Genomic DNA, 23,852 nt, shown 5'->3' on the forward strand with positions numbered 1-23,852 from the left:
TTGCAACCGGGACGGACTGTCGTCTTAACTTGCTGCGAACTGGCCCATTTGACCTTTGAAGAACGTCAGCGCCTCCCCATCATCGCGCATCGTCGCCCGGTTCACCTGACCCAGCATGATGGCATGATCCCCACCTTCATAAATAGCGGTGCGGGTGCATTCGAACCGCGCCAAGCATCCGTCCAGCACCGGCACCCCTTCGGCGTTGACCGCCAGATCTTTTTCCTTCAGACCAAATGCATCTTTTGCCACAAGCCAGCACAGATCGTCCTGCTCGGCCGAGAGCACATGGATGGCGTAATGCTCTGCCTGTTCAAAATAGGGGAAGCGGCGTGAATTTCGGTCCGGCGACCACAGAACCAGCGGCGGTGTCAGCGACACCGAAGAAAAGCTGTTCGCGGTGATCGCAACCGGGCCCTCGTGCGTGGCGGCGGTCACAATGGTCACGCCCGTGGCAAACCGCCCAAACGCGTCCCGCAACAGTCGGGTGTTGGAAGGATCCGGCACAAAGCTTTGGGTCAGGTTTGGCCCATCAATGGACATCATGGCACCTCCTTGCCAAGCGCGGCTTCATAAAGTTTGAACCAGGTCTCGCGGTCCAATTCGACCTTGGTTGCGTCCGAAATCGACTGGATCCGCTGCAGATTGTTGGTGCCAAGCACCGGCAGGATCTGTGCCGGGTGCCGCAGCAGGAAGGCCACGGCAACAGCGGCGCGATCAACGCCCTGGGCCTGCGCGATCGCATCCATTTGCTCTGCCACAGCCCCGGAACCGGTCATCAGCTCACCGCCACCCAGCGGCGACCAGGCCATGATGGGGTGATTGTGCTGCTGGTGGAACGCCAGATCACCATTGGTAAAGGCCGAGATTTCCCCCAGCGAGATTTCGATCTGGTTGGTGACTAGCTGCGATTTCATTGCCGACTGCAGCAGCGACCAATCCCAGGGGCGGAAGTTCGACACACCAACGGCGCGCACCTTGCCCGATGTCACCAGCTCATCCAGCGCCGCGCCGGTCTCATTATGGTCCATCAACGGATCGGGGCGGTGGATCAACAACAGGTCGATCTGCTCAATCCCCATTTCGGTCAGCGAGGTCTCGACCGATTGCATGATATGCGCGCGCGAGGTGTCGTAGTATTTGACCGACTTATCCGAGTAGCGACCGATGGGCGCGACGATATCGCATTTGGTCACGATCTCCATCTGGTCCCGCAAGGCAGGGTTTGCCTTGAGCGCGCCCCCCAAAATGGCCTCAGCGCCGTAGTCACCATAGATATCCGCCTGGTCAAAGGTGGTGATCCCCTGTTCCAGACAGGCTGCGATCTTGGCTTCCACATGGGCTGGCGACGTGTCATCCACATCGCCAATGCGCCACATGCCATAGACCAGGCGGCTGAAAGACAGGTCAGAAGTCAGATTTACGCGATCCATTAGCGGCGTTCTCCTACGGCCAAAGGTGTCGCTGGGGCAGTGGCGGGGACACGGCCATATGCCTCGGGCAGCGAACAGGTTTTCAGATGCGGCATAACCCGCGCGCCAAAGTGCTTGGCTTCGTCCAGATGCGGATAGCCCGAGAAGATAAAGGCGCGGATGCCCATCTTTTGATACGCTTCCAGCTTGCTCATGACCTGATCGGTCGAGCCCACCAGCGCCGCACCACAGCCCGAACGCGCCCGGCCCACGCCGGTCCACAGGTTCGGCTCGATAAAGCCCGCATCATCCGCAATCTCACGGTTCTTTGCCTGATGGCTCACACCCAGCGATTTGGCATCCAGCGCCCGTTCGCGAATGGCGGTGCCTTGGTCCGCATCCAGTTTGGACACGATGTATTCAGCATATTCCCGCGCTTCGGCTTCGGTGTCGCGCACAATCATGTGGACTCGCAGACCGTAATCCAGGGTGCGGTTGTATTTTTCCGCAACTGCATTGACCGCCTGCATCCGGCCCTGCAGCTCTTCCATCTTCTCGGGCCACATCAGGTAGACATCGCAATGCTGGCCACACAGCTCCAGCGCCGCCGGGGAATACCCCCCAAAATACAGCAGCGGTCCGCCGGTTTGATAGGGGCGGACAGGATCGGTGGTCAGGCCGCTGAAGTTATACACTTCCCCCTGATAGTTGATCTCATCCTGGGTCCAGGCCTGTTTCAGGATCTCCACCACTTCGCGCGAACGCTGATAGCGATAGGCGCTGTCGGCCTTTTCGCCGGGGAAATCGGACGAGATGATGTTCACCGTCAGGCGACCTTCAAGCATGTGATCCAGCGTGGCAATGGTGCGTGCCAGCATGATCGGCTGCATCTCGCCGCAGCGTACAGCGGCCAAAAGGTTAATCTTTTCGGTGATCGGCGCACAGCCCGCGACAAAGCTGAGGGTGTCCTGACCCACCTGATAGGAAGAGGGGCACAGAATGTTGCGAAAGCCTTGCTTTTCCGCCTCTTTCACGATGTTGGAGCAATGCGCCCAGGATGAACGCAGGTTGCCATCGGGCACGCCCAGAAACTGGTAATCATCAGAGCACAGCGCGGCAAACCAGGACACTTCCACGGCGTCCAAATCGGCGGATGTCACGGGGACAACGGTCATCGATTCCTCCCAAAAATGCGATCTCAATTTCAACTTGCATAGACCGCGCTTTGATGTAGATCAATGGTGTATCAATTTTTTCTGCAAGGCAAGCTTTACCCGATGACAGACGCGCCCCTGAACGCCACATCTATTCCGCTGTATCTGCAAATCAGCGAGTCCCTGATCCGCGAGATTGCAGCAGGTCGGCTGGTGGATGGGGAACGCTTGCCACCGGAACGGCAGTTGGCTGCGCAATATGGAACAACCGTTCGTACATTGCGTAAAGCCTTGTCAGAGCTTGAAAAACAAGGGATGCTGGACCGGGTCCAAGGGTCCGGGAACTATGTCCGGTCCACGCAAGGGGCTCAAAGCATCTATTCGATGTTTCGGCTGGAATTGCATCAGGGCGGTGGCCTGCCACATGCAGATATCCTGAGCGTGGATCACTTGAAAAAACCGGATGACATCCCGTCCTTTGGCACTTCGGACTACGGCAACCGAATCCGTCGTCTGCGGTATCTGGATGGTGTCAAAATCGCGGTCGAAGAAATTTGGCTGGATTGCGATGCCGGCCGCATTGACCCGGCTCAATTGTCGGATTCGCTTTATCGTTACTACCGGCTGACCCTGGGGTTTTGGATTTCCCGCGCCGAAGACCGCGTGTCGATCGGCCGGGTTCCGGACTGGGCACCGGACGGTTTTGGCAAAGCCGCCGGAGAGATCACTGGATACATCGAACGTTACTCATGGGCGCAAGCGCCCGAGGCGGTCGAGTTTTCCCGAACATGGTTTGACACAGACAAGGCGCTTTATGTCCAGCGCCTGACATAGGAGGAAATATGTCAGAACCCACCAAATACGGCATCATCGGGTGTGGCATGATGGGGCAGGAGCACCTGCGCAATATCGCGCTGCTTCCCAACACCCAAGTTGCCGCAATCTTTGAACCCAACGCGCAGATGCAGGCGGACTCCGCCAAATTTGCGCCCGATGCGCAGTTTGTTGACAGTGTCCAAGCGCTGTTGGCGGTTGATGGCCTGGATTGCATTATGATCGCCAGCCCGAACTTCCGCCATGTGGAACAGTTGGAAGCGCTGGCCGCGCAGAACCCGTTGCCGGTTCTGGTCGAAAAGCCGCTGTTCACCAGCATCGATGATCTGAAGCGGGTCGAAGACTTTGCCGCCAACTACCCGGCACCGGTCTGGGTGGCGATGGAATATCGGTACATGCCGCCAATCGCGGCCTTTCTAGAAGAGGCCGAAACCGTCACCGGCGGCATCAAAATGCTGACCGTGCGCGAACATCGCTTTCCCTTCCTGGAAAAAGTTGACGACTGGAACCGGTTCAATGTCCAGTCCGGCGGTACATTTGTGGAAAAATGCTGCCACTTCTTCGACCTGATGCGCCTGACACTGAAATCAGAACCAGTGCGCGTGATGGCCTCTGGTGGTCAGGACGTGAATCATCTGGATGAACGCTATGATGGTGAGACCCCGGATATCCTTGATAATGGTTATGTGATTGTCGAATTTGCCTCTGGCGCGCGGGCGATGCTGGAATTGTGCATGTTTGCCGAAGGGGCCGAGTACCAAGAGGACGTGTCCGCTGTGGGGCCAAACGGCAAGGCCGAAGCCTTTGTACCGGGCCCCGGTCGATTCTGGCCTGAACATCTGGGCGCGGCGCCCGTGCCCAAACTGGTGATCTCACCGCGGGATCCCAAAGGTCCCGAAGAACGCGACATCCCGGTCGATCCCACCATTTTGGAAGCCGGGGACCACAATGGCTCGACCTTCTATCAGCATCAGAAGTTCCTGGAACTGGTGCGCGGGGAACGGGACGCCGCCGAGGTCAGCTTGCACGACGGTAAAATGGCGGTCCTGATGGGGCTGGCCGCACAGATCTCCATCGCGGAAAACCGCATGGTCGAGATGTCCGAGCTGGCATGATAGATGGTCCGGTGGCGTCTAGCCGATCGCCGCCGGGCTTTTCACAACCCCAAAATGCCACACGCTGCAAATACACAGCAAGCAAAGTCATCCTGGCAGCCATGGCTCTTAGCGTTTTGGTGCGAGAAAAACGCTAAGAGCGGTTCAATCCCTGTTTGAGTGTCCAGTGCTATTTTTTCCTACTTTGCACGGACAGAATTGCGCCAGCGGGGTTGCGCGGGAAGACGCGCCCCGAGGTCAATATCTGTTTTCTCCAACAGAATATCGCTCACACGCTCAGCAATGGCATCATAGGGCTGCGAGAAGGTCGTCAAACCATAGCTTTGCCAGCTGGATTGCGGAATATCGTCGAACCCCAGCACACAAAGATCACCGGGGATCGACAGACCAAAATCACGAGTCGCGGAATCTATAAAACCACAGGCCACCAGATCGGTGATGCCAAAGACCCCATCGGGCCTATCGCTGCCTGCCAAAATCTCCCGCGCGGCTTGCACACCGTCCTCGTAATTGGTCCCGGGGCAGCGGCAGATGATCGGCGCAAGCCCCTGTGCCTTGGCAGCTTCGAAAAAGAACTCTTCGCGGGCGACAAGGCTTGGCGTACCTTTGGAGGAGCTTGCTAACGCAAGACGCTGGCAGCCAGCGCGTGCCAACATATGGACCGCATCCATCATCGCCTGTTTGTAGTCGATCTGAATGTGGTGGACGCCGTCGAATGTGTCGCTGCGGTTGATCAGAATAACTTTTTGCCCCGCTCCAACACAGGCCTTTACCATCGCCTCGGGCGGCGTACCGGACATCACAACACTGGCCGAGGCCCGATAATTCAGCGTGCTCTCCAGCGCTTCACCCGCGCTTTTAGGATCGGCGCTGACGTTGATGACCATCGAGATCCTCCCCGCCGCCTGTAACCGCCGGGTCAACGCATCCAGCAATAACCCGTGATAGGGTTTGTTCAGATTGGCGGCCAAGAGGCAGACCGGGCGGCTTTCCTCTTTGGAGATCCCCCGTGCCAGGTGGTTGACGTGATAGTTCAGTGCCTTGGCGGCCTCCATAACCTTGGCACGGGTCTCGGGCGACACACTGGCCCCATCGGTAAAAGTGCGCGACACGGCAGAACGGGAGACACCCGCCAGACGGGCGACTTCGGCGGCAGAGGCCGGGCGGGTGGGATCGGTGCGTGTCGGTTTGGGCATGTCTTCAAGTATTCGCGTATCTTTACAATGTTTTCGGCGTGTGCGGCGCGATCATCTGCACCATATCAGCAGCCCAGCGGGCAGCATCAACCAGAACTTCCTTTGGGGCTTGCGGCCACTCTTCTTTTTGCAGCTCTCGTGCAACACGTATGTGATCTACTGCGGTCTCGATGGTCGGATACTGGTCCGGGCACTCAAGATGTAGAAACAGCGCGGCCAATGTGACGGACCGGCTGCGCCCGCCACGACAATGGATAAGAACATGGCCGCGATCCTCCCATGGGTAGCTGGCTTTTTGAGGGAGAACCTGATCAATTGCGCCTTTCAGCTGGTAATAACCAGCCAAAATCATCGGCGCAGGGTTGCCTGGTCCATCCACAATACCAAGCTTGTAGTATCGCACTGGCCCCCAACCAAAGGGCAGCGCGCGGGAACTGCTGTCGGGTTGGGTCACCATATTGATGTCAAGGTTCACGGCACAGTTGAACACCATCCCAATACCGTGCTCTGCCAAGGTTTCCGGGGTCGAGGCGGCGTGTTTATTGCCGATAAAGAGGTTTATGCCCCGCCCGCCGAGGTTTTCATGCACCAGATGTAGGGGCGCGCGGGCCGCATCAGCTGCGGCAAAGACCTCTTTGATCCGGGTGACGTCAGCTGTGCTCATAGCATACCCTCCGCCACTGGTTTCAGGGCCAGCCCATCAAAGGCCGCATCGGCCAGATCGGGGGCCAACGCTGGAGTAAACGCCAGAACCGGACCAGTTTGGGTCAGATCCTCCAATGTGGCAGGCCAGGTGCCAACCCGACCGCCGGCTTCTTCCACCATCAAGAGGCCAGCGACGCAGTCCCAGCTGTTCATGGACACTTCAAGGTATCCGTCTGATGAGCCCTCGGCCACATAGGCCAGCGCCAATCCGCCAGAGCCACCGCGGCGAACGTTTGCGCCAAGCTCCAGAATGCTGCGCTGGGTGTTCAAATAACCCTCAATCGGATGCCGACGGGACCACCCCATCTCGACACAAGCCATGGACATATCCCGGGTTCGTGTCACGCGGATCTTCTGGCCATTTTTGGTAACGCCCTTGCCACGACGTACCAGATAAGTCTGATCCAGCACAGGGTGTGCAATGGCACCCAGTTCGCAACGCCCCTTGAGGCAAAAGGCAATGATCACACAGAAATGCGGCACCCCACGTGCAAAATTCGCGGTGCCGTCAATTGGGTCGATAATCCAGGTCGCCTCACCGGGCGTGCCGCCGCCTTCCTCTCCGAGAATGGCGTCATCAGGAAAGCTCTGGGCGATTTCGCGACGGATCAGATCCTCAACCGCGAGATCGGTTTCGGTCAGGAAATCCTGTGGGCCTTTGGTGTCAAACTGTCCGGCGATGCGTTGGTTGAACCCCTCCAGCGCCCGGTCGGCGGCTTTGCGGATGACTGTTTTCAAAAAAGCTTCGCGTGCGTCCAGACAAATGTGGCTGTCTGCGGTGGCGGTTAGATCGGTCAAGGTAAGGCCTTCGGATATTTGAAACGTTGAAGGGCGGACCCCGCGTGCGAGGACCGCCATAGCTGAGTATTTTCGGATTACTGGCTCAATTGCCCGGCACGTGCCAAAGCCCAGATATCCTGCCAATCCTGACGGGCAGACCAGTCATCGCTGGAAGTTGACGCATTATAGGACAGGAGTTGATCCAGATGCGCAGCCACACCCGAAGGTTCCTCGGCCGGAATGGGCAGGTCCACGTTGGTGGAAATCTTGCCGTCGATGGCCTGAGGGCCCCAACCTTCGGCGGTCAGCATATAATGCACAAAGAGCTTTGCCGCATTCGGGCTGTCGGTGCCTTCGGTGATCATCATGAATTTCGGAGACAGAAAACCGACCATCGGCTGCATGCTGTCGCAGATGCCAAGCTTCATACCGTTCTTGTTTTCACGGAATTTGGCAGTGGACATGATGCCCATGAAATTTTCGGCACTGTCGGGTGCACCGACTGCGGCAGCCACGTCGCTGTCGGAATTGGTCAACAGGGGCTGATTTTCAGCAAGCGCGACCACAAACGCCTCGGTTGCGCTGTTGAATTTGGTTTCCAATGGCGTGCCAAAATGCGCCTCATAAGCGGCTGCGATCTCGCCATCGTGGTGCATGGCCAGCTGGTTGAACCAGTCAGTATACAGAGATTTAGCCAGCGGGTCGGGCATGGCTATACGGCCTGTCCAGCTCTCTTCGGTCAGGGCCCAGATGTTTGAGACCGGGCAGCTGTCATTCAGCGCGGTGTTATAGGACCAGACCACCGGAGAGTTGGAAACCACCAGCGGCTGGTGATAGGCGGCGTCGATCTTATCCGCCATGTCAGAGGGCAGGTAGCTGGTGACATAGCCAGGTTTTAGCAGCTGCGCGGTGGCGGCGGGCACGTCAGAGACAATCACAACATCGGATTGTACATTCTGCGCCTGCGCTTCGCCGGTCACGATTTTGATGGTGGCGGCAGCTTTGGATTTGGTGCCGACAGCTTCCAAGCCAAAGGTTTCGGCAAAAGCGGCTGCCTGTTTCTTGATCTTGCCGGTCGAGTCATAGACCGTCAGCGCCGGTTCCGATTTGGCGGCTTCAAGCAGCGCGTCGAGGTCGAATTCCTCGGCCAAAACCGGCGTAGCGAGCAGGCTGCCAAGGGCGAGTGAAGAGATCAGGGAAGGTTTCATGTCGCGGTCCTTTGGGTGCGAGATAACGATGAAAGTCACAGGGCGAAAGTCACAGGGCCTCGCCCGCAGAGGCGCGGAGGAGGGGCGTTTGTGTGGGGGTCGTTTGACCGGGCAACGCCTGCCGCGTGCCGGTGTGGTCAAAGGCATGCAGCGCATGGGGCTGCGGGTGTAGAAACACCGCATCGCCAACACGCCAGGGCGGTGGCGATTGGGTGGTGTGGGTCAGATGGGCCGGTGTTTGACCGTTGGCATAGGTGACTTCAACCATCCAGGCTCCGCCCGTTGGCAGGATTTCCGAGATCACCACCGGCAGCGCACCGGGGCCGTCTGTGGTGTTCAGCACCATCCCTTCGGGGCGCAGGCCGATCATTGCGACATCTGCCAAAGATGTGGGGGCGGCAGAGATCAGGACCTGCGCCGCACTCGAAGAGGCGGGGATCAGATTGATAGGCGGGTTGCCGATGAATTCAGCCACAAAACGGTTCGCGGGGCGGGCATAGATGTCATCCGGCGTGCCGATCTGTTGCAGCTCACCTTTGCTCATCACGGCGATCTGCGTCGCAAGGGTCATGGCCTCCCATTGGTCATGGGTCACAAAGACGATGGTTGTGCCAAACTCCCGGTGCAAACGGCTGAGCTCGGCGCGCATCGACAGGCGCAAGGTGGCATCCAGATTTGACAGGGGTTCATCCAGCAACAAGATACCGGGTGTGACCGCCAGGGTGCGCGCCAGTGCCACCCGCTGTTGCTGCCCGCCGGACAGCTGCGCGGGGTATCGATCCTCAAGCCCTTCAATACGCAGGGTTTTGACCATTTCAGCCACACGGGCCTTGCGCGCTTTGGTCGGCATGTTTTGCAGTTTCAGACCAAACTCGATATTGGCGGCTACCGTCATATGGGGCCACAACGCATAAGATTGAAAGACCAGACCAATGCCGCGTTTTTCAGGCGGAACAAACTGGCCGGTGGCCACATTGTCCAACGCGCGGCCGTCGACTGCGATTTCTCCTTCGGTCAGAGTTTCCAGACCGGAAATCATGCGCAAAATGGTGGACTTTCCGCAACCTGACGGACCCAGCACGCACATAAAGGCGCCATCCTCGACGGTCAGGTTCACATTGCGCACAGCCGGAGCATTGCTGCCTGCATAGGTCTTGGTGATATTGGACAGGGTGATCTGGGGCATGGGTCAGCTCTCCAACCCTTGGGCCAGCCCGGTGCCGGTGATGCGGTTGATCACCAGCGTGCCCACCAGGGCAATCATCGTGATCATCAGCACCACCGCATTGGCGGCCTGGGTGTAGTTATAATCGATAAGGCGGATCGAGAAGGTGGTCAGCACATCGGTGGCTGGCACCGCCAGTATGATAAAGAGGCTGACCCCTTTGATCCCTGAGATGAAGGGCATCAGGATTGCGGTGACCAGCGCGCCTTTTTGGATGGGCATCACAATCGACCGCATCCGGCGCAACCAGCCTGCTCCAGCAATGCGGGCGCTGTCTTCGACGTCGTGGCCCAGCTGGGTCATCGCAGAGATACCGGCACGGCTGGCAAAGGGCATCTGGTCCGCAATCAGCGCCAACAACAGGATCCAGGGCGTTCCATACAGCGCGGGGATCGGACCGTGAGGAACCGCAAAGAGGGTCAGGAAAGCCGCCGCAAAGGCAATCCCGGGCACCAGATAGGGAAAGAATGTGATCTGCCGCAGCAGGGAAGAGACCCCCCGCATGGGGGCTCGGACCACGATATAGCCGGTCAACAGTCCCAGCAGGCCGGCGCAGAGTGAGGCAGAGCCAACAATCCGCACGGAATTCCACGCCGCCGACCAGAACTCAGACGACAACAGGATGCCGTTGCGCAGGGCGATGGTGTCCAGATTGGTGCCGATCCAGTAATCTAGGGTGAAGTTCGACAGCTCAAACCGCCCCGGCAGATGCATCACTGTCGAAAGCGCCAGCGCACCAAGGGGGATGATCACGGCGATCGCAAACATCATTCCAGCCAGTGCAAAGGCAGGCAGCTGCAACAGGCCCAGCGATTGACGACGCCCCATGGCGCCCTTGCCACCGATAATGGCAAACCTGCGGGCCTCGCGCATCATCCAGGTGTCAATGGTCAGCGTTACAATGCCGATGACCATGATGACGCCTGCAAAGACCGCAGCCATACCGGTTTGCTGGGTGCCAATGGCGCGATAGAGCGAGGTCGCCAGCGTCTCAAATTGCACCGGCAAGCCCAGAACATAGGGCACTGAAAACTCGCCAATCGCATCCGCAAACATCAAGAGCGCCGCCGACATCACCGCCGGGCGCATCAGCGGGAACACAATTCGTAAGGCAACTGTGCTTTGGGAGGCGCCCAGCATCCGCCCGGCATCCTCCAACTGGCTGTCCAGACGGCGCAACGCATTGCCGACCAACAGGATGACAAAGGGGATGTAATTGAGAGTCATAATGATGATGGTCGGAAAGGCCCCGTAAGAGACCCAGTCGGGCAGCTGATAGCCCATGCCTTCGACCCAGCCCGGTTGACCGCCGATGGTGGCGTTCTTGAACAGTGTTGTCCAGGCCAGCGCAAAGGTCCAGGCAGGCAACATAAAGGGGATCACCAGCGCCGTAGACAGCCAGCCGCGCCCCATCAGATCGGTCCGCACCAGAAGCCATGAGAGGATGGACCCGATGACGAGGGCCAGCACCATCGAGGTCAGCGCGATTTTCAGCGTGTTCCAAAGAGGCTGCAGAAAGATCAACTGCGACATGCGCGAGGCAAAGGCGCGTTCGAGGTAGTAGAATGTCCAGTCCCCAACCGTTCCGCCAGTGCGCGGCTCATCACCGATTTGAACGGTGAAGATATCGGCAAAAATGGTCAGCAGCGGCATGGCAATCAGCCACAGAAATACCATCAACAGCAGCAGGCCGACAAAGAGAGTTGGCTCTGTGCTGGCCACAACCAACCGGTGGCGCAGTTTCTGGAACGCGCTGGCGGCCTGGGGGCTTTGGGATGGATCTGCGGCAATCATGAGAGTGGGGCTTTCTCAGTTGTGTCGATGAAAACCATAGCGTTGCTAGGTGACGGATTCGTGACATTTTTGCACATATGTGCAGTAATTATATCGCTGAAATAGAACGATATTTATCGATTTGATCGTCCATTACGAACATGAGATCATGCGGCTTGGCCTCGGAGTAACCCCCCGAGGCCAAAGGTTTATTGCGAGAGGTCAGTCCAGATTCAGCGCAGATTTGATGTCAGCGAAGGAGATGAATTTGAAGTTGCTCGTAAAGTCCGCATTCTGATCATCCATCATGACCAACATCCCCTCGGAAAAATCGGGGCCAAGGTTTGCAGACGTCACAGCCAGACCATCGGTTTCGGTCACACCGTCGACCACGCCTGCGGCGATCTCGACGAGGCCGCGACAGACGGGTGTCTCTTCACCATCAAGGGCAAAGATCGCTGCTCGGTGAATGCCTTGGGATGAGGCCACCAGATAACGCGCGGCTTCCCCATCATAAAGCGACAGCCCTTCGATATCATCGGTCGGGAAACAGGGGGAGGGGACGGTCGCGACAACAACGCCCGTATCTCCGGCACCCGGCAGCAGCGGGAAACGCCAGATGGCGGCGTCTTCTTCCCCTACATAAAGATGACCCATCTTGTCGTCGGCAATCATGCCTTCGGGCTGGCTTGGCACTTTTAATACGCGCGCCAGTTCCAGCTTGATCTGCCCATCGACATCCAGAACCTCATACTGGGCGATGTGGCCGGTTTTGAAGTTTGCCAGTGCCCAGACAAGCCCGGTTTCCGGATCCCGCGCCATCGCGTGGCCATAGATCTTTTTGATCTCATCCGGGTGGTCTGGGATGCCGGGGAAGGCATGGGGGCTGGCGCGTTCTACACGGCCATCCCGGTGGATCACATAAAACAGGATTTCTTCGTTTTCCCGTTCTGTCCCCGACGCGAGCCAGACCGTTTCGCCGCCGAGCTGGAACTCCCGCAGGTCGACATTGTTGATGCGGCCATCTTCGAAGTAGGCAACGCTTTGCCCCGAAAGGTCAAAGAAATGCAAGCCGAAATCCTTGTCGGTGCCCAGAACCAGACTGGCTTCGGGATTGTCTGGATTGACCCAGATCGCCGGATCATCTGCGTCGCCCGGAAGGGCTGCGCTTTCGGTGACGGCCGTGACCGCGACATCGGGAACCTCGGCCCAAGCGGCAGGTGCTAGCGCTGGCAGAACCAGCGCCAGAGCGGCGGATTTCAACAGATCAATCTTCAACTTCGAACTCCGTCACTGGCAGAGTGAAAGAGATCACAAGGGTGTCCTTGCCGCGTTGTGCATTGATATAGCCGCCGACCATGCCGTCGGCGTTGGGCTCATCCGCTTTGTAGCCGTCATCCAGGTTGACCGTGGCCAGGCCGCGCCAATTGGCCAACTCTGCGTTCACGGACTTGCCGCCGCCTTCCCATTCAAATTCAAACTCAGTAAATACGCGGCTTCCGGCTGGAAACTCCTCGCGCGACTGTACTTTGAAATCTGCGGGCAGGCTGGGCAGATTGTTGAAATCCGCATGGGTCAGCTTGGCTTCGATGGTTTTGGCAACGCCTTCCAGTTTGATCTGAAGGCCCAGATCAATTTCCTGATAGGGCGCATAGCTCCCTTGGGTTTTCAGGTATTCGCGTTTCACTTCCAGATCGTGGATGTTCTTGTCGTTGAGATCCGTCAGTTGGAGGTCGAACGGGTAACCACCGGCGGTGCCCATCACAACCAGATGCGGGGCTTTGCCCAGCCATTGGGCCGGAGCGGTGGTCAATTTATTGTCGGCGGTCTTGGTCTCAACCAACGGGTTGGCCAGGGCCAGAGTTGGCAGCAGCGCAGCAGCCAGAGCGGTATGTAGAATGCGTTTCATCATGTCCTCATTGCACAGGGGCGTATTTTGAACTCGTGATACTTTTCGCCCAAGGGCGGGTAAGTTTTGCAGCAGAATTGCACATATGTGCAAAGTGGCGCGCAGCACGGACGATTGCGGTGCAAATGTCTGGACTGCGCGCAAGTGAGGCGGCGTTCAGTTAGAATTCGAACGCCAACCCGAGGGAAAAGAACTCCTCTTCGTCATCGACGCCATAGCCTGTGGCGAGGATCAGATTGTCGCGAAGCTCGTAATCGGCGGCGAGGCCAAAGCCGTCCTTGCTTTCGGTGCCTTCGGTGGTCTCGCCATAGTTGCCATGGAAGGTCCAGCGACCGGTTTCATAGCCAAGCCCGATGTATTGTGACTGGAAATCTTCGCCATCCAGCTCGCCATCGACGTAGCCTGCAACAATGGCAAAACCGTTGATTTCATAGAGGGCAGACAGGCCGTAGAGGTTCTCATCGCCGCGTTGGCCGTAGCCCGCATCCAGTTCCAGCGCGCCCTGGTTGAGCGGCACGTGATAGGCCAGGCCCGCCTGAACGTTCGGCTCATCTTCATTGATGTCCGAGATGGAAACAGCGTAATTCAGGTCGCCAATGCTGTTTTCATAGCGCAAAGTAATGAGTTTTTCGCTGAGATCGTCCAATTCATCACTGTCGAAATAGCCTGCGTGCTCCTCAAAATCGTCGCCTACGGCCTCGCCACCCACGGCATCGTCGGCCTCGGACAGTGCCCATTTGAAGGCGCCGTTTGCGTCTCCGCCAAAGGTGAATTTGCCGAAGTTGCCTTCGATGAACAATTCGCCGGGGAACTCCTCTTCGTCCTCGGCTTCTGCGGTGGCAATGTCGGCAATGTCGAACAGGTCGATTTCAAACCCATAGGTCAGCCCGTCTTGGGTGGATCCGCCAAAGACAAAGTTGATTTCTGGGTCGAATTCAAAGTTTGTCTCGGACTCGTCGCTAGAGGCCTTCACCCCTTCGTATATGACGCCCGCTTTAACTTCGCCTTCGAATTTGTACCAGGTGTCGGCGGACGCAAGTCCACCGGTCGCAAGCAGCAGCGCTGTTGCGTTGAGCAGATATTTCATTTTGTTACCCTCGTTCAGATGCGGCGGATCGCACCTGCATGGCCGTTGGCCGTTATAATTACCGCTAAGGCACCGCGCGAATCCCGGCATCTTTGCACATACGTGCAATAGGGTTGTTTTATGACAATTTGATGTAGAATAAAGAAAATCGAAAACCCTTGCGCCTATGCAGAAGCAGTAACAATAGGTCAGCCTTAAACCACGCGCGGTATGCGCCTTGGTTCAAAACCAGTGGATATCGGAGCAGATTTACTAAACGTTTGGCAGCAGGTGCCCGAGCCACACAGCACGGCATTCATCTTTTGGGCCGCAAAAGACTCGATCCACGCTCTAGAACCTGAGGTTTGGCGATTGACGATGCGCGCTTTCTCACCGACAGGCGTCTTGGCATCTCACCAGGCCGCAACCTCACTGGTTTGTTGAAGGGTTCGAATACATGCCCAAACGATAAGTTTCTGTTAGATAACGCAATGGTGTCTAATGGGAGGCGCACTTCAAAGTGGCGCGCTGCCCCGTTGAGTAAAATATTGCGTAATGAGAGTTATGTAATAAAAACAATCGAGGCCTATTGAACATTCGGCCAAGATGTAGATCGCTGATACGCCAAAGGAAGGCCTATGGCCTCCCTATCTGTTTGATCGGCTCGAAACGCGTCAGACGAAGCGGCTAACGTAGTTTTCGAGGATTTCCTGTTTGCCGGATTTGGGCTCTGGGTTGATGTTTTGCTCCAGAACGCGGGCGGTGATGGTGGCGAGATCGCTTTCCAGCATGCCTTTGGCCTCTGGCGCTTCCCAACCGGCATAACGGTCCTTCAGCGCCTCTTCGAGACCACCGTCTTCCAGCATTGCGGCCGCCGCTTTGAAGCCGCGCGCGCAGATGTCCATGCCGCCGATGTGGCTGGCCACCAGATCTGCAGGATCAATGGATTGACGGCGCACTTTGGCGTCAAAATTGGTGCCGCCGGTGGTGTACCCGCCCGCTTTCAGGATGTGGTAATAGGCCAGCGCAACCTCGGGCACGTTGTTGGGGAACTGATCGGTGTCCCAGCCCGACTGGTAGTCGTTGCGGTTCATGTCGATCGACCCCAGCATGCCTTCGGAGGCTGCCACTGCGATCTCATGTTCAAAGCTGTGGCCGGCCAGGATCGCGTGACCCTGTTCCAGGTTCAGCTTGACCTCATTTTCCAGACCGTATTTGCGCAAGAACCCGATGCAGGTTGCGGCGTCATAATCATATTGGTGTTTTGACGGCTCCTGCGGTTTGGGTTCCACCAGGATCGCGCCTTCAAACCCGATCTTGTGTTTGTAATCCACAACCATGTTCAGGAAGCGGCCCATGTGATCGAGCTCAGCACCCATATCGGTGTTCAGAAGCGTCTCATAGCCTTCACGGCCGCCCCACAGCACATAGTTTTCGCCGCCCAGCTTGTGGGTCGCATCCATGCAGGATTTCACGGTTGCCGCCGCAAAGGCAAAGACATCCGGATCCGGGTTGGTCGACGCGCCGCCCATCCAGCGACGGTGCGAGAACATATTGGCGGTGCCCCACAACAGCTTGGTTCTGCTGTTTTCCATCTTCTCACCGATGTAATCGGTGATCTCGTTCAGGGTCTCAAGATTGCCTTGGAAACTGCCCTGATCGGGGCGGATGTCGGCGTCATGCCAGCAGAAATAGGGCGCGCCGAGGAGGTCAAACATCTCAAACGCCACATCGGCCTTCATCTTGGCCCGACCCATATCATCCTGCGGATGCCAGGGGCGCACAAAGGTCGACCCACCAAAGGGATCGCCGCCCTCCCAGGCAAACGTATGCCAATAGGCCACCGCAAAGCGCAGATGTTCTTCCATCCGCTTGCCAAGGATCACCTCATCCGGGTTGTAGTGACGAAACGCAAACGGGTTCGTGCTGTCAGACCCTTCATAGCCAACCGTCGGAAGACCCTCAAAAAATCCAGTGCTCATGATAGCTCCTTCAGATGGGCGTCCTGTCACCCATCGCGCAGAAAAGTAAGAGAAAAGGGGCGCGCAGAACCGAGAAAAATTACGCGCCCCTCAGGTGCCACCGCTGCCAAAAATGTGGGTTAGGCCGCGGCGGAGGCGGGTTTCTTGCCCAGGATGATCATCGACAGAAGATCATCATCGGTCACATCATCCACATCGACGGTGCCAACCAGCTGGCCGTTCTTCATCACACTGGCGCGGTCACACAGATCCATCACCGCGTGCACGTCATGGTCGATCAAAAAGATACCGATGCCCTGGGCTTTGAGTTGTTTGATCAGATCCGCAACCATCTGCGTCTCATGTGGACCAAGCGCGGCTGTGGGCTCATCCATGATCAGGATGCGGGCGTTGAAATAGACGGCGCGCGCAATCGCAACCGATTGCCGCTGACCACCGGACAGAGCCGAGACCGGTTCGTTGAACTTTTGAAAGTTCGGGTTCAGACGGCCCATGATCTTGCGGCATTCCGCTTCCATGGCGGCGTCATCTACCAATCCCATTGAATTGACCAGTTCGCGACCCAGAAACAAGTTCGATGCCGCATCCAGGTTATCCGCCAGCGCCAGCGTCTGATAGATGGTCTCGATGTTATTGGCGCGCGCATCGCGGGGGCTGTTGATTTCAACCGGGGTGCCGTTGATGCGGATCTCACCCCCGCTCTTCTGGTAGGCACCCGACAGCATCTTGATCAGGGTCGATTTACCAGCCCCGTTGTGGCCCAAAAGGCCCACAACTTCACCGGGGTAGAGGTCAACCGAGACATGATCCACCGCTTTGATACCCCCAAAGGCAATCGACATGTCTTTCATTTCGACCAGCGGGGTTTCCCCATCGGCCCGGCGCTGTTTGGCGCTTTTTGCAAGAACTTCGGTCATTATTTCGCTCCCAAACGCTTGCGGTATTGGATGTCCAGCCAAACGGCCAGAACCAGGACGGTGCCCACGACGATGTTCTGGATCGGTGCGTCAACGCCCACCATGGCCATGCCCGATTGCAACGATTGCATCACCAAAGCGCCAAGGATCGCGCCATAGATGGTGCCTGCGCCGCCAGCCAACGCAGTGCCGCCAATCACAGCCGCCGCAATCACGCGCAGCTCGTCCAAGGTGCCGATGTCATTGGTGTGATTCTGCAAACGGGCCGAAGCGACCACCGCCGAAAGCGCACAGAGGAAGCCCATGATGGCAAAGACCTTGACCGTCAGAAGGCGTGTATTGATCCCCGACAGTTCGGCCGCATCTGGGTTGCCGCCGGTGGCAAAGATGTAGCGACCCAGCCGGGTGCGCCGGGCTACCAGCGTCATCACAATGGCCGTCACGATCAGGATCAGCACCGAGATCGGCAGACCATAGCCGACTTCCAGACCTTCGGGCATGGTTTCACCACGGGCTTCATACAGGCGTTGCAGTTTGCGGGTTGGGATATTGTAGGAATTTAGGATCCAGACAAACCCCAGGATCGCCGCGGTCACCAGCCCCATCACGGTGGCTTCGGCCCAGATCGGTTTGGCCGGAAACCCATGGCGGATACGGCCACGGCGTGCGTTAAAGATGACCCAGGCGGCAGCGGCAACAGCGATGATGCCGATGGTCCAGCTCAGCGCCTCGCCCATGGTACCGCTAACACCGCCAAGTTTCAGAAAATTCGCGTCCAGCGGACCAATGGTCTGTCCAGAAGTGAACATCCAGCCATAGTTGCGCCAGATCAGAAACCCACCAAGCGTCACAATAAATGCGGGAATCCCCTGATAGCCGACCAGCCAACCCTGGAAACCACCAACCAACGTGCCTACAGCCAGCCCGACCAGAATGGCGATGATCCATGTGAGGGGATGGTCGAAACCCAGACCCAGCGTTTCCGGCAGGAACCGGGTCTGCACCAGCGCCATCACTGCAGAGCAGACCGCCAGAACACCGCCGACCGACAGGTCGATGTGGCGCATGACGATCACAAACACCATGCCGGTGGCCATAATCGCCACGGAAACGGTCTGGATCGTCAGGTTAAACAGGTTGCGCGGGCTAAGGAAGCGACCGTCGGTAAAGATGGAGAACCCGATGCAAAGAAGGACAAAGGCGCCGATCATGCCCAATAGACGCACATCCAGCTCAAGCTGCTGGAAGATATTGCGTTCAACTTTTGGCAAAGACGGCTGAGACGTTGTGTCGGACATTTCCGAACTCCGTATTTCAGCAGGAGAAGTTTAGCGCATCTGCCCTGTGCGTGTCTGTCAGGGCAGATGCAGGTTCAGTTCCGTGAGTAAACCGGTTGAAAACCGGATTAGTTACAGGGGGCCGGACCGTTGCTGACGCCCTGGCACAGCGCGTCTTTGGTGATCCAGCCTGCGTCAACCACAACAGTCAGGTTTTCGGCAGTCACCGGAACCGGCGCCAGGAATTTGGCGGTCATGGTGGTGCCGCCCGGCGAGGTCCAAGAGCCAGAGCCGTCCACATCACCCATGGTCGCGCCACCGGCCAGCGCCACAGCGATTTCGCCCGCTGCTTTGCCCAATGCGCGGGCGTCTTTCCAAACCGAAACGGTCTGTGTGCCCTTGGCAACGCGGTTCAACGCGGCGTGGTCGCCGTCCTGACCGGATACCGGGATCCCGTCCATGCCCTGCGCGGTCAGCGCGGCAACAACACCACCTGCGGTGCCGTCGTTGGATGCCACAACCGCGTCGACCTTGTTGTCGTTGGCGGTCAGGATCTGCTCCATGTTGCGCTGTGCGTTTGCTGGCAGCCAGCCATCGGTATAGGCTTCGCCAACAATTTTGATGTCACCGGATGCCACGGCGGCTTCGATGATCTCTTGCTGGCCACCACGCAGGAAGTCCGCGTTTGGATCGGTCGGCGAGCCTTTGATCATCACATAATTGCCAGAGGGCTGTGCACCAAAGACGGCACGGGCCTGCATGCGGCCAACCTCGACATTGTCAAAGGTCAGGTAGAACGCGCGGCTGTCTTCGATCAGACGGTCATAAGCCACAACCGGGATGCCTTCGTCCGCTGCGGCGGCAATTGCCGGGCCAATGGCCTGTGTGTCCTGCGCCAGAATGATCAGCGCATCCACACCCTGGGCGATCAGGCTTTCCACATCAGACAGCTGCTTGCCCGAAGAAGACTGTGCATCTGCAGAGATATAGGTCGCACCAGCCGCGTCCAACGCGCCAACAATGGCCGCCTCATCGGTTTTCCAGCGCTCTTCCTGAAAGTTGGACCAGCTCACACCAACGGTCATTTCCGCATAGGCAGCTGTGCTCATCAAGACGGCTGCCGCCGTCAGTCCCATAATACGATTCATATTTTCCTCCCATGACGAGATGCCATCCTTCGATGAATTCTCGATTCGTGCCCCTCGTTCCACCGGTGATATCATATTAATTTCATCCAGTAAAATATTTAATCTTGTTTACACAATATCAAAATCGTTAAATGAACCAGAGGGAGCGAGGAGGAGGGAAAAAGTTCTGCGAAACGGTAATAATCCAACGGTTATAGATCAGAGAAACGCAACACGGCTTCGGGTTTTGGAACAAATCCGCACGTCTGGGCAGATCTCACGTATTGATATTGCTGCATCTTTACAGACCAGCCCGGCCACCGTGACCTCGGCGACAGCGGACCTGATGGCAGCAGGCTTGATCCATGAAACCGCAGGCGAAGCCTCGCCTGATGCGGCCAAACGCGGCCGTCCTCGGGTGCTGCTTGAGCTTAACGCAAACTCAAACATTATCGCAGGCGTCAAGGTCGCGCGGGATGTGATCATGGTCATGCTGGTGGATTTTCAGGGCAACGAGCTGGCACAGACGCAGTTCCGCCTGACCGAACCCCGCATGTCTGCCGAAACGCTGGTGGTGACCATTGGCCGGGCGGTCAACGAGGCCTGCGAAACCCTGGGCAAAAACATCGCGGATGTTTCGGGCATCGCAATCGGCCTGGCGGGTCAGGTCGTGGCAGAGCAAAATTTTATCTATTGGTCTTCGTCGATCACTGAAAACAATGTGGACCTTGATCCGATCCTGTCCCAACAGCTGCCCTGCCCTGCCTTTGTCGAAAACGACGCCAATCTGGTGGCCAAAGGTGAACAATTGTTCGGCCTGGGCCAGGGGCTGCAGAACTTTCTGGTGATCACCATCGAACATGGCGTGGGGCTTGGGATTGTTCTGGGTGGTGCGCTCTATCGCGGAGAACGGGGTTGCGGGGCGGAATTTGGCCACACCAAAGTTCAGCTGGATGGCGCGCTGTGCCAATGCGGGCAACGCGGCTGTCTTGAGGCCTATGTCAGTGATTATGCTTTGATGCGCGAAGCGGTGATTGCCATGCAGGATGACAAACCGAGCTCGGTCGCCGATATCCGCAAAAGCGCCGAGGACGGCAACCCAAGCGCCATTGCAGTGCTGGAACGCGCCAGCCGCATGTTCGGCATGGGGGTTTCAAACCTTGTGAACCTCTTTGATCCTGAACGGATCATCCTGTCCGGGCGCACGTCCAGCATCGAACATCTGTGTTCTGAACAGGTCAAAGAGCATATCCGCAACAATGTGGTCCAAGTGGACGCGCCAACGCCAGAGATTCTGGCGCATGACTGGGGTGGGCTGATGTGGGCCAAAGGCGCTGCGGCCTATGGGATTGAACAGGTCTCCGTGTTGCAAGTGCTGGAGATGAACGCCCATGGCGCTTAAACTGACCTTATCGCTTCTGTCGGCGCTGTCGGCCACCTCTGCCCTGGCGCAACCGGTGTTTGACACTGTTGAAACGCCCGATCATGTCTATGACGGCGGATGGGAGCATTTTGTAGGCGGCGGCGTGGCCGTGTTTGATTGCAATGGCGACGCCAAGCCCGAGCTCTTTATGGCGGGGGGCAGCAACCCGTCGCAATTGCTGCGCAACCAATCCGGTGCCGACATCAGCTTTGTCGCGGATACGCCGGATGCATTGTCGCTCATTGGCGTCACCGGGGCCTATCCGATCGACATTGACAGCGATGGGTGGATGGATCTGGTGGTCCTGCGAGTGGGCAAAGACCTTTTGCTGCGGGGGCAACCGGATTGCAGCTTTGTCCCGTTTCAGGACATCGGGTTTGTCAGCGACGACCATTGGACCACCGCCTTTTCGGCCACTTGGGAAGCGGGAGAAACCCTGCCGACGCTGGCCTTTGGCACCTATGTGGACCGTCACGATCCCAACGGCCCGTTTGAGGCCTGCGGGCCCACGCTGCTGTTTCGCCCTGATGGCACGCAATACGCTCCTGTCCAGCCTTTGGAACCCGGCTTCTGCGCCTTGTCGATCCTGTTTTCTGATTGGTCCCGCGCCGGTCGCGCCGACCTGCGTGTGAGCAACGACCGCCATTATTACGTGCGCGGCGGGCAGGAACAGATGTGGGCAATGGAGGCGGTCCCGCGGCTTTATACCGATCAGGACGGCTGGCTGCCCTATGCAATCTGGGGCATGGGGATTGCGTCCCGCGATATCACCGGCGATGGATTTGCCGAGGTTTACCTGACCTCGATGGGGGATCAGAAACTGCAAATCTTTGATCCAAACGCAAAGACCCCCACCTGGCGCGATGCCACCTATGAACGCGGCACCACGGCCCATCGGCCACATGTGGGCGGGGACGGGCGTCCGTCCACCGGGTGGCACGCGCAGTTTGGCGATGTGGACAACGACGGGCGCGACGATATCTTTGTGGCCAAGGGCAATGTTGAACAGATGCCCGATGCGGCGATGCTGGACCCCAATACGTTGCTGCGCCAAACCCGTGATGGCCGGTTCGAAGAGGTCGCGGCGGCAGCAGGCGTTGCGTCAACCGCCAAGTCACGCGGTGGCGCATTGGCGGATCTGAATGGCGACGGGCGGCTGGATCTGGTTGTGGTCAACCGGGTCAGCGCGGCGGAAATCTTTCAAAATCAGAGCCCTGCCGCCAATTGGCTGATGGTTGATCTGGAACAGGGTGCGCCAAATGCGCGAGCGATTGGCGCTTTTATTGAGCTGCGCAGCGACCAAGGTCTGCAAACCCGCGAGCTGACAATTGGCGGCGGCCATGCCAGCGGCATCGCCCAAGCGGCGCATTTTGGGCTGGGCCCAGCTGAGACGGCCGAGGTCCGGGTGATCTGGCCCGGCGGCGAGGCCACCGATTGGACATCGGTGCAGGCCAATCAGATGCTGCGGATCACCCGCTGATCACTGATCGACGGGCAATCCGCTGGGCACCTGATCCGGCACCCCCAACCGTTCGGCGGGATCGGTGAGACTGTGCAAAAACGCGACGATCGCCGCAATCTCAGCATCCTCTAACGTCATTGGCTGCAAGTCACTGGCCGCTGCAATTTCTGCCCTTGCCCCGATCTGGCTGTCATCCACAGCTCCCGGAAAGGTCGGCAGAACCGCTTGCTCCAGCCGATAGCCCTGCAATGACGCCGCTGGATCCAGATGGTGCCGCACCACCCCTTCCAATGTGGCAAAGGCACCGTTGTGGCCATAAGGCGCGGTCAAAGCCACATTGCGCAAGGGCGGCGTGCGAAAGGCATAAGCGTCCCCGGCCTGTCCCGTGACCCGCAACCGCCCGTCATCGCGGGAATGATTTTCAAACCGCGCCGCCTTGCCCGGTCCGATCTGCGGCAGGCCAATGGCGTGAAAGGCGTGATCGGTCTGGAACCAGCCGCTGTGGCAGCTGCTGCAACCGGCCTTGCCATAAAACAGCTCCATCCCCTGTTGCGCTTGCACAGGCAAAACCCCCTGCCCCGCCATCATCTGGTCAAACGGGCTGTTGTCCGCGCGCCATTCAAAGGCAATGAAATCGGCGATCATATTGGCAATTTCGGCAAAGGTGATCTCTTGCCCCGGCAGGATGGCCGCAAAGTGGTCGCGGTATGCGGGGATCGCCGCCACCCGCGCCGCAATGATCCGCCAAGCCCCCGCGTCCTGTGTGATCAAACCCAGGCGCACCGCTTTGCTGACATCATTTTCGGAATAATGCCCGGCCATTTCGTCCGGGGACAGAACCGGGAACATCGCCTGCGCCGCCAAGGCTGATTGGAACCCCTGCGGCATCTGCATCCCCAACGGGGTGCGCAAACCATTGGGTTCATTGGCATCCTGTTCCAGGCGGCCATCATGAAAAAACACGGTGAATTCGGTGGCGCCGAGGTTCCACAAACCGGGCGCATTGCGCGGAATGCGTTGTTCGGGCGGATTATCTGGGTCGATCCGACGCGCGGGCCCCAGACCAATGCCCCCGTCTCCAATGGCCAGGGACACCCCATCCGAGGTGCCGTGTTTTGGGTGGTGGCAGGTGGCGCAGCTGACCGTGCGATTGCCGGACAGGATCGGGTCGTAAAACAGCAGCTGGCCCAAGGTGATCCGCGCCATATCCGGTTCGGGATACACGGGCCGTGGTCCCAAATCCGGTGTCATCGCAAAGACTGATCCGCAGCTCATCAAAACCGCTGC

Annotated in this window: 21 protein-coding genes; 4 read left to right on the forward strand and 17 right to left on the reverse strand. The window is 58.1% G+C overall.

Annotated features, from left to right (window positions below; genetic code table 11):
- Positions 1-24: 24 nt before the first annotated feature.
- Genes GFB49_RS16955 through GFB49_RS16965 form a run of 3 tightly spaced genes read right to left on the reverse strand, consistent with a single transcriptional unit; the run spans position 25 to position 2,587 of the window.
- A complete protein-coding gene (locus GFB49_RS16955; RefSeq protein ID WP_153217160.1) occupies positions 25-543 on the reverse strand; it encodes a flavin reductase family protein in 519 nt (172 codons plus the stop codon).
- On the reverse strand, positions 543-1,433 hold the full coding sequence (locus tag GFB49_RS16960) for an aldo/keto reductase (RefSeq protein ID WP_153217124.1): 891 nt from the start codon (positions 1,431-1,433) through the stop codon (positions 543-545). The genes GFB49_RS16955 and GFB49_RS16960 overlap by 1 nt, the downstream gene beginning before the upstream one ends.
- Positions 1,433-2,587, reverse strand: a complete 1,155-nt coding sequence (locus GFB49_RS16965) for an LLM class flavin-dependent oxidoreductase (RefSeq protein WP_153217125.1) — start codon at positions 2,585-2,587, stop codon at positions 1,433-1,435. Before GFB49_RS16965 ends, GFB49_RS16960 begins: the two co-directional genes overlap by 1 nt.
- Before the next feature lie 102 nt (positions 2,588-2,689).
- Between GFB49_RS16965 and GFB49_RS16970 the strand changes: the two genes are divergently transcribed.
- On the forward strand, positions 2,690-3,400 hold the full coding sequence (locus GFB49_RS16970; RefSeq protein ID WP_246149768.1) for a GntR family transcriptional regulator: 711 nt from the start codon (positions 2,690-2,692) through the stop codon (positions 3,398-3,400).
- Positions 3,401-3,408: 8 nt separating this feature from the next.
- Positions 3,409-4,515, forward strand: a complete 1,107-nt coding sequence (locus GFB49_RS16975) for a Gfo/Idh/MocA family protein (RefSeq protein WP_153217127.1) — start codon at positions 3,409-3,411, stop codon at positions 4,513-4,515.
- 179 nt (positions 4,516-4,694) lie between these two features.
- Here the strand turns inward: GFB49_RS16975 and GFB49_RS16980 are convergent, their stop codons facing one another.
- The 13 genes from GFB49_RS16980 to xylF form a co-directional block, all read right to left on the reverse strand.
- Positions 4,695-5,711 carry a LacI family DNA-binding transcriptional regulator gene (locus GFB49_RS16980; RefSeq protein ID WP_153217128.1) on the reverse strand — a complete coding sequence of 339 codons (1,017 nt, stop codon included), beginning with the start codon at positions 5,709-5,711 and terminating at the stop codon, positions 4,695-4,697.
- A gap of 22 nt (positions 5,712-5,733) precedes the next feature.
- The gene (locus tag GFB49_RS16985) at positions 5,734-6,375 is read right to left on the reverse strand and encodes a dual specificity protein phosphatase family protein (protein WP_153217129.1); all 642 of its coding nucleotides are present in this window, start codon (positions 6,373-6,375) and stop codon (positions 5,734-5,736) included.
- A complete protein-coding gene (locus GFB49_RS16990; RefSeq protein WP_246149769.1) occupies positions 6,372-7,214 on the reverse strand; it encodes an inositol monophosphatase family protein in 843 nt (280 codons plus the stop codon). Before GFB49_RS16990 ends, GFB49_RS16985 begins: the two co-directional genes overlap by 4 nt.
- A 77-nt stretch (positions 7,215-7,291) precedes the next feature.
- Positions 7,292-8,404: an ABC transporter substrate-binding protein gene (locus GFB49_RS16995; protein ID WP_153217131.1), complete on the reverse strand. Its 1,113-nt coding sequence runs from the start codon at positions 8,402-8,404 to the stop codon at positions 7,292-7,294.
- A 49-nt stretch (positions 8,405-8,453) separates the two neighbouring features.
- Positions 8,454-9,590 (reverse strand): ABC transporter ATP-binding protein, encoded by a 1,137-nt coding sequence (locus tag GFB49_RS17000; RefSeq protein WP_153217132.1) that lies wholly within the window; start codon positions 9,588-9,590, stop codon positions 8,454-8,456.
- Positions 9,591-9,593: 3 nt separating this feature from the next.
- Positions 9,594-11,423: an ABC transporter permease gene (locus GFB49_RS17005; RefSeq protein WP_153217133.1), complete on the reverse strand. Its 1,830-nt coding sequence runs from the start codon at positions 11,421-11,423 to the stop codon at positions 9,594-9,596.
- A gap of 201 nt (positions 11,424-11,624) precedes the next feature.
- Positions 11,625-12,680, reverse strand: coding sequence for a phytase (locus tag GFB49_RS17010; RefSeq protein WP_153217134.1), 1,056 nt, complete (start codon positions 12,678-12,680; stop codon positions 11,625-11,627).
- On the reverse strand, positions 12,670-13,311 hold the full coding sequence (locus GFB49_RS17015; RefSeq protein ID WP_153217135.1) for a hypothetical protein: 642 nt from the start codon (positions 13,309-13,311) through the stop codon (positions 12,670-12,672). Before GFB49_RS17015 ends, GFB49_RS17010 begins: the two co-directional genes overlap by 11 nt.
- 160 nt (positions 13,312-13,471) lie before the next feature.
- Positions 13,472-14,398: a porin gene (locus GFB49_RS17020; protein WP_194269378.1), complete on the reverse strand. Its 927-nt coding sequence runs from the start codon at positions 14,396-14,398 to the stop codon at positions 13,472-13,474.
- Positions 14,399-15,051: 653 nt separating this feature from the next.
- The gene (xylA, locus tag GFB49_RS17025) at positions 15,052-16,359 is read right to left on the reverse strand and encodes a xylose isomerase (RefSeq protein ID WP_153217137.1); all 1,308 of its coding nucleotides are present in this window, start codon (positions 16,357-16,359) and stop codon (positions 15,052-15,054) included.
- Positions 16,360-16,478: 119 nt separating this feature from the next.
- Positions 16,479-17,276 (reverse strand): ATP-binding cassette domain-containing protein, encoded by a 798-nt coding sequence (locus tag GFB49_RS17030; RefSeq protein ID WP_153217138.1) that lies wholly within the window; start codon positions 17,274-17,276, stop codon positions 16,479-16,481.
- A complete protein-coding gene (locus tag GFB49_RS17035) occupies positions 17,276-18,574 on the reverse strand; it encodes a sugar ABC transporter permease (RefSeq protein WP_153217139.1) in 1,299 nt (432 codons plus the stop codon). The genes GFB49_RS17030 and GFB49_RS17035 overlap by 1 nt, the downstream gene beginning before the upstream one ends.
- Before the next feature lie 107 nt (positions 18,575-18,681).
- Positions 18,682-19,689 carry a D-xylose ABC transporter substrate-binding protein gene (gene xylF / locus GFB49_RS17040; protein WP_425505238.1) on the reverse strand — a complete coding sequence of 336 codons (1,008 nt, stop codon included), beginning with the start codon at positions 19,687-19,689 and terminating at the stop codon, positions 18,682-18,684.
- Positions 19,690-19,894: 205 nt separating this feature from the next.
- Between xylF and GFB49_RS17045 the strand changes: the two genes are divergently transcribed.
- Together GFB49_RS17045 and GFB49_RS17050 are read left to right on the forward strand one after the other, a co-directional pair.
- Positions 19,895-21,082: an ROK family protein gene (locus GFB49_RS17045; protein WP_343032620.1), complete on the forward strand. Its 1,188-nt coding sequence runs from the start codon at positions 19,895-19,897 to the stop codon at positions 21,080-21,082.
- Positions 21,072-22,583 carry a CRTAC1 family protein gene (locus GFB49_RS17050; RefSeq protein ID WP_153217142.1) on the forward strand — a complete coding sequence of 504 codons (1,512 nt, stop codon included), beginning with the start codon at positions 21,072-21,074 and terminating at the stop codon, positions 22,581-22,583. The genes GFB49_RS17045 and GFB49_RS17050 overlap by 11 nt, the downstream gene beginning before the upstream one ends.
- Here the strand turns inward: GFB49_RS17050 and GFB49_RS17055 are convergent, their stop codons facing one another.
- A complete protein-coding gene (locus tag GFB49_RS17055; protein WP_153217161.1) occupies positions 22,584-23,840 on the reverse strand; it encodes a cytochrome-c peroxidase in 1,257 nt (418 codons plus the stop codon). It lies immediately after the preceding gene.
- Between the last annotated feature and the right edge of the window lie 12 nt (positions 23,841-23,852).

This window comes from Tritonibacter litoralis, from assembly GCF_009496005.1.
Lineage (GTDB): Bacteria > Pseudomonadota > Alphaproteobacteria > Rhodobacterales > Rhodobacteraceae > Epibacterium > Epibacterium litoralis.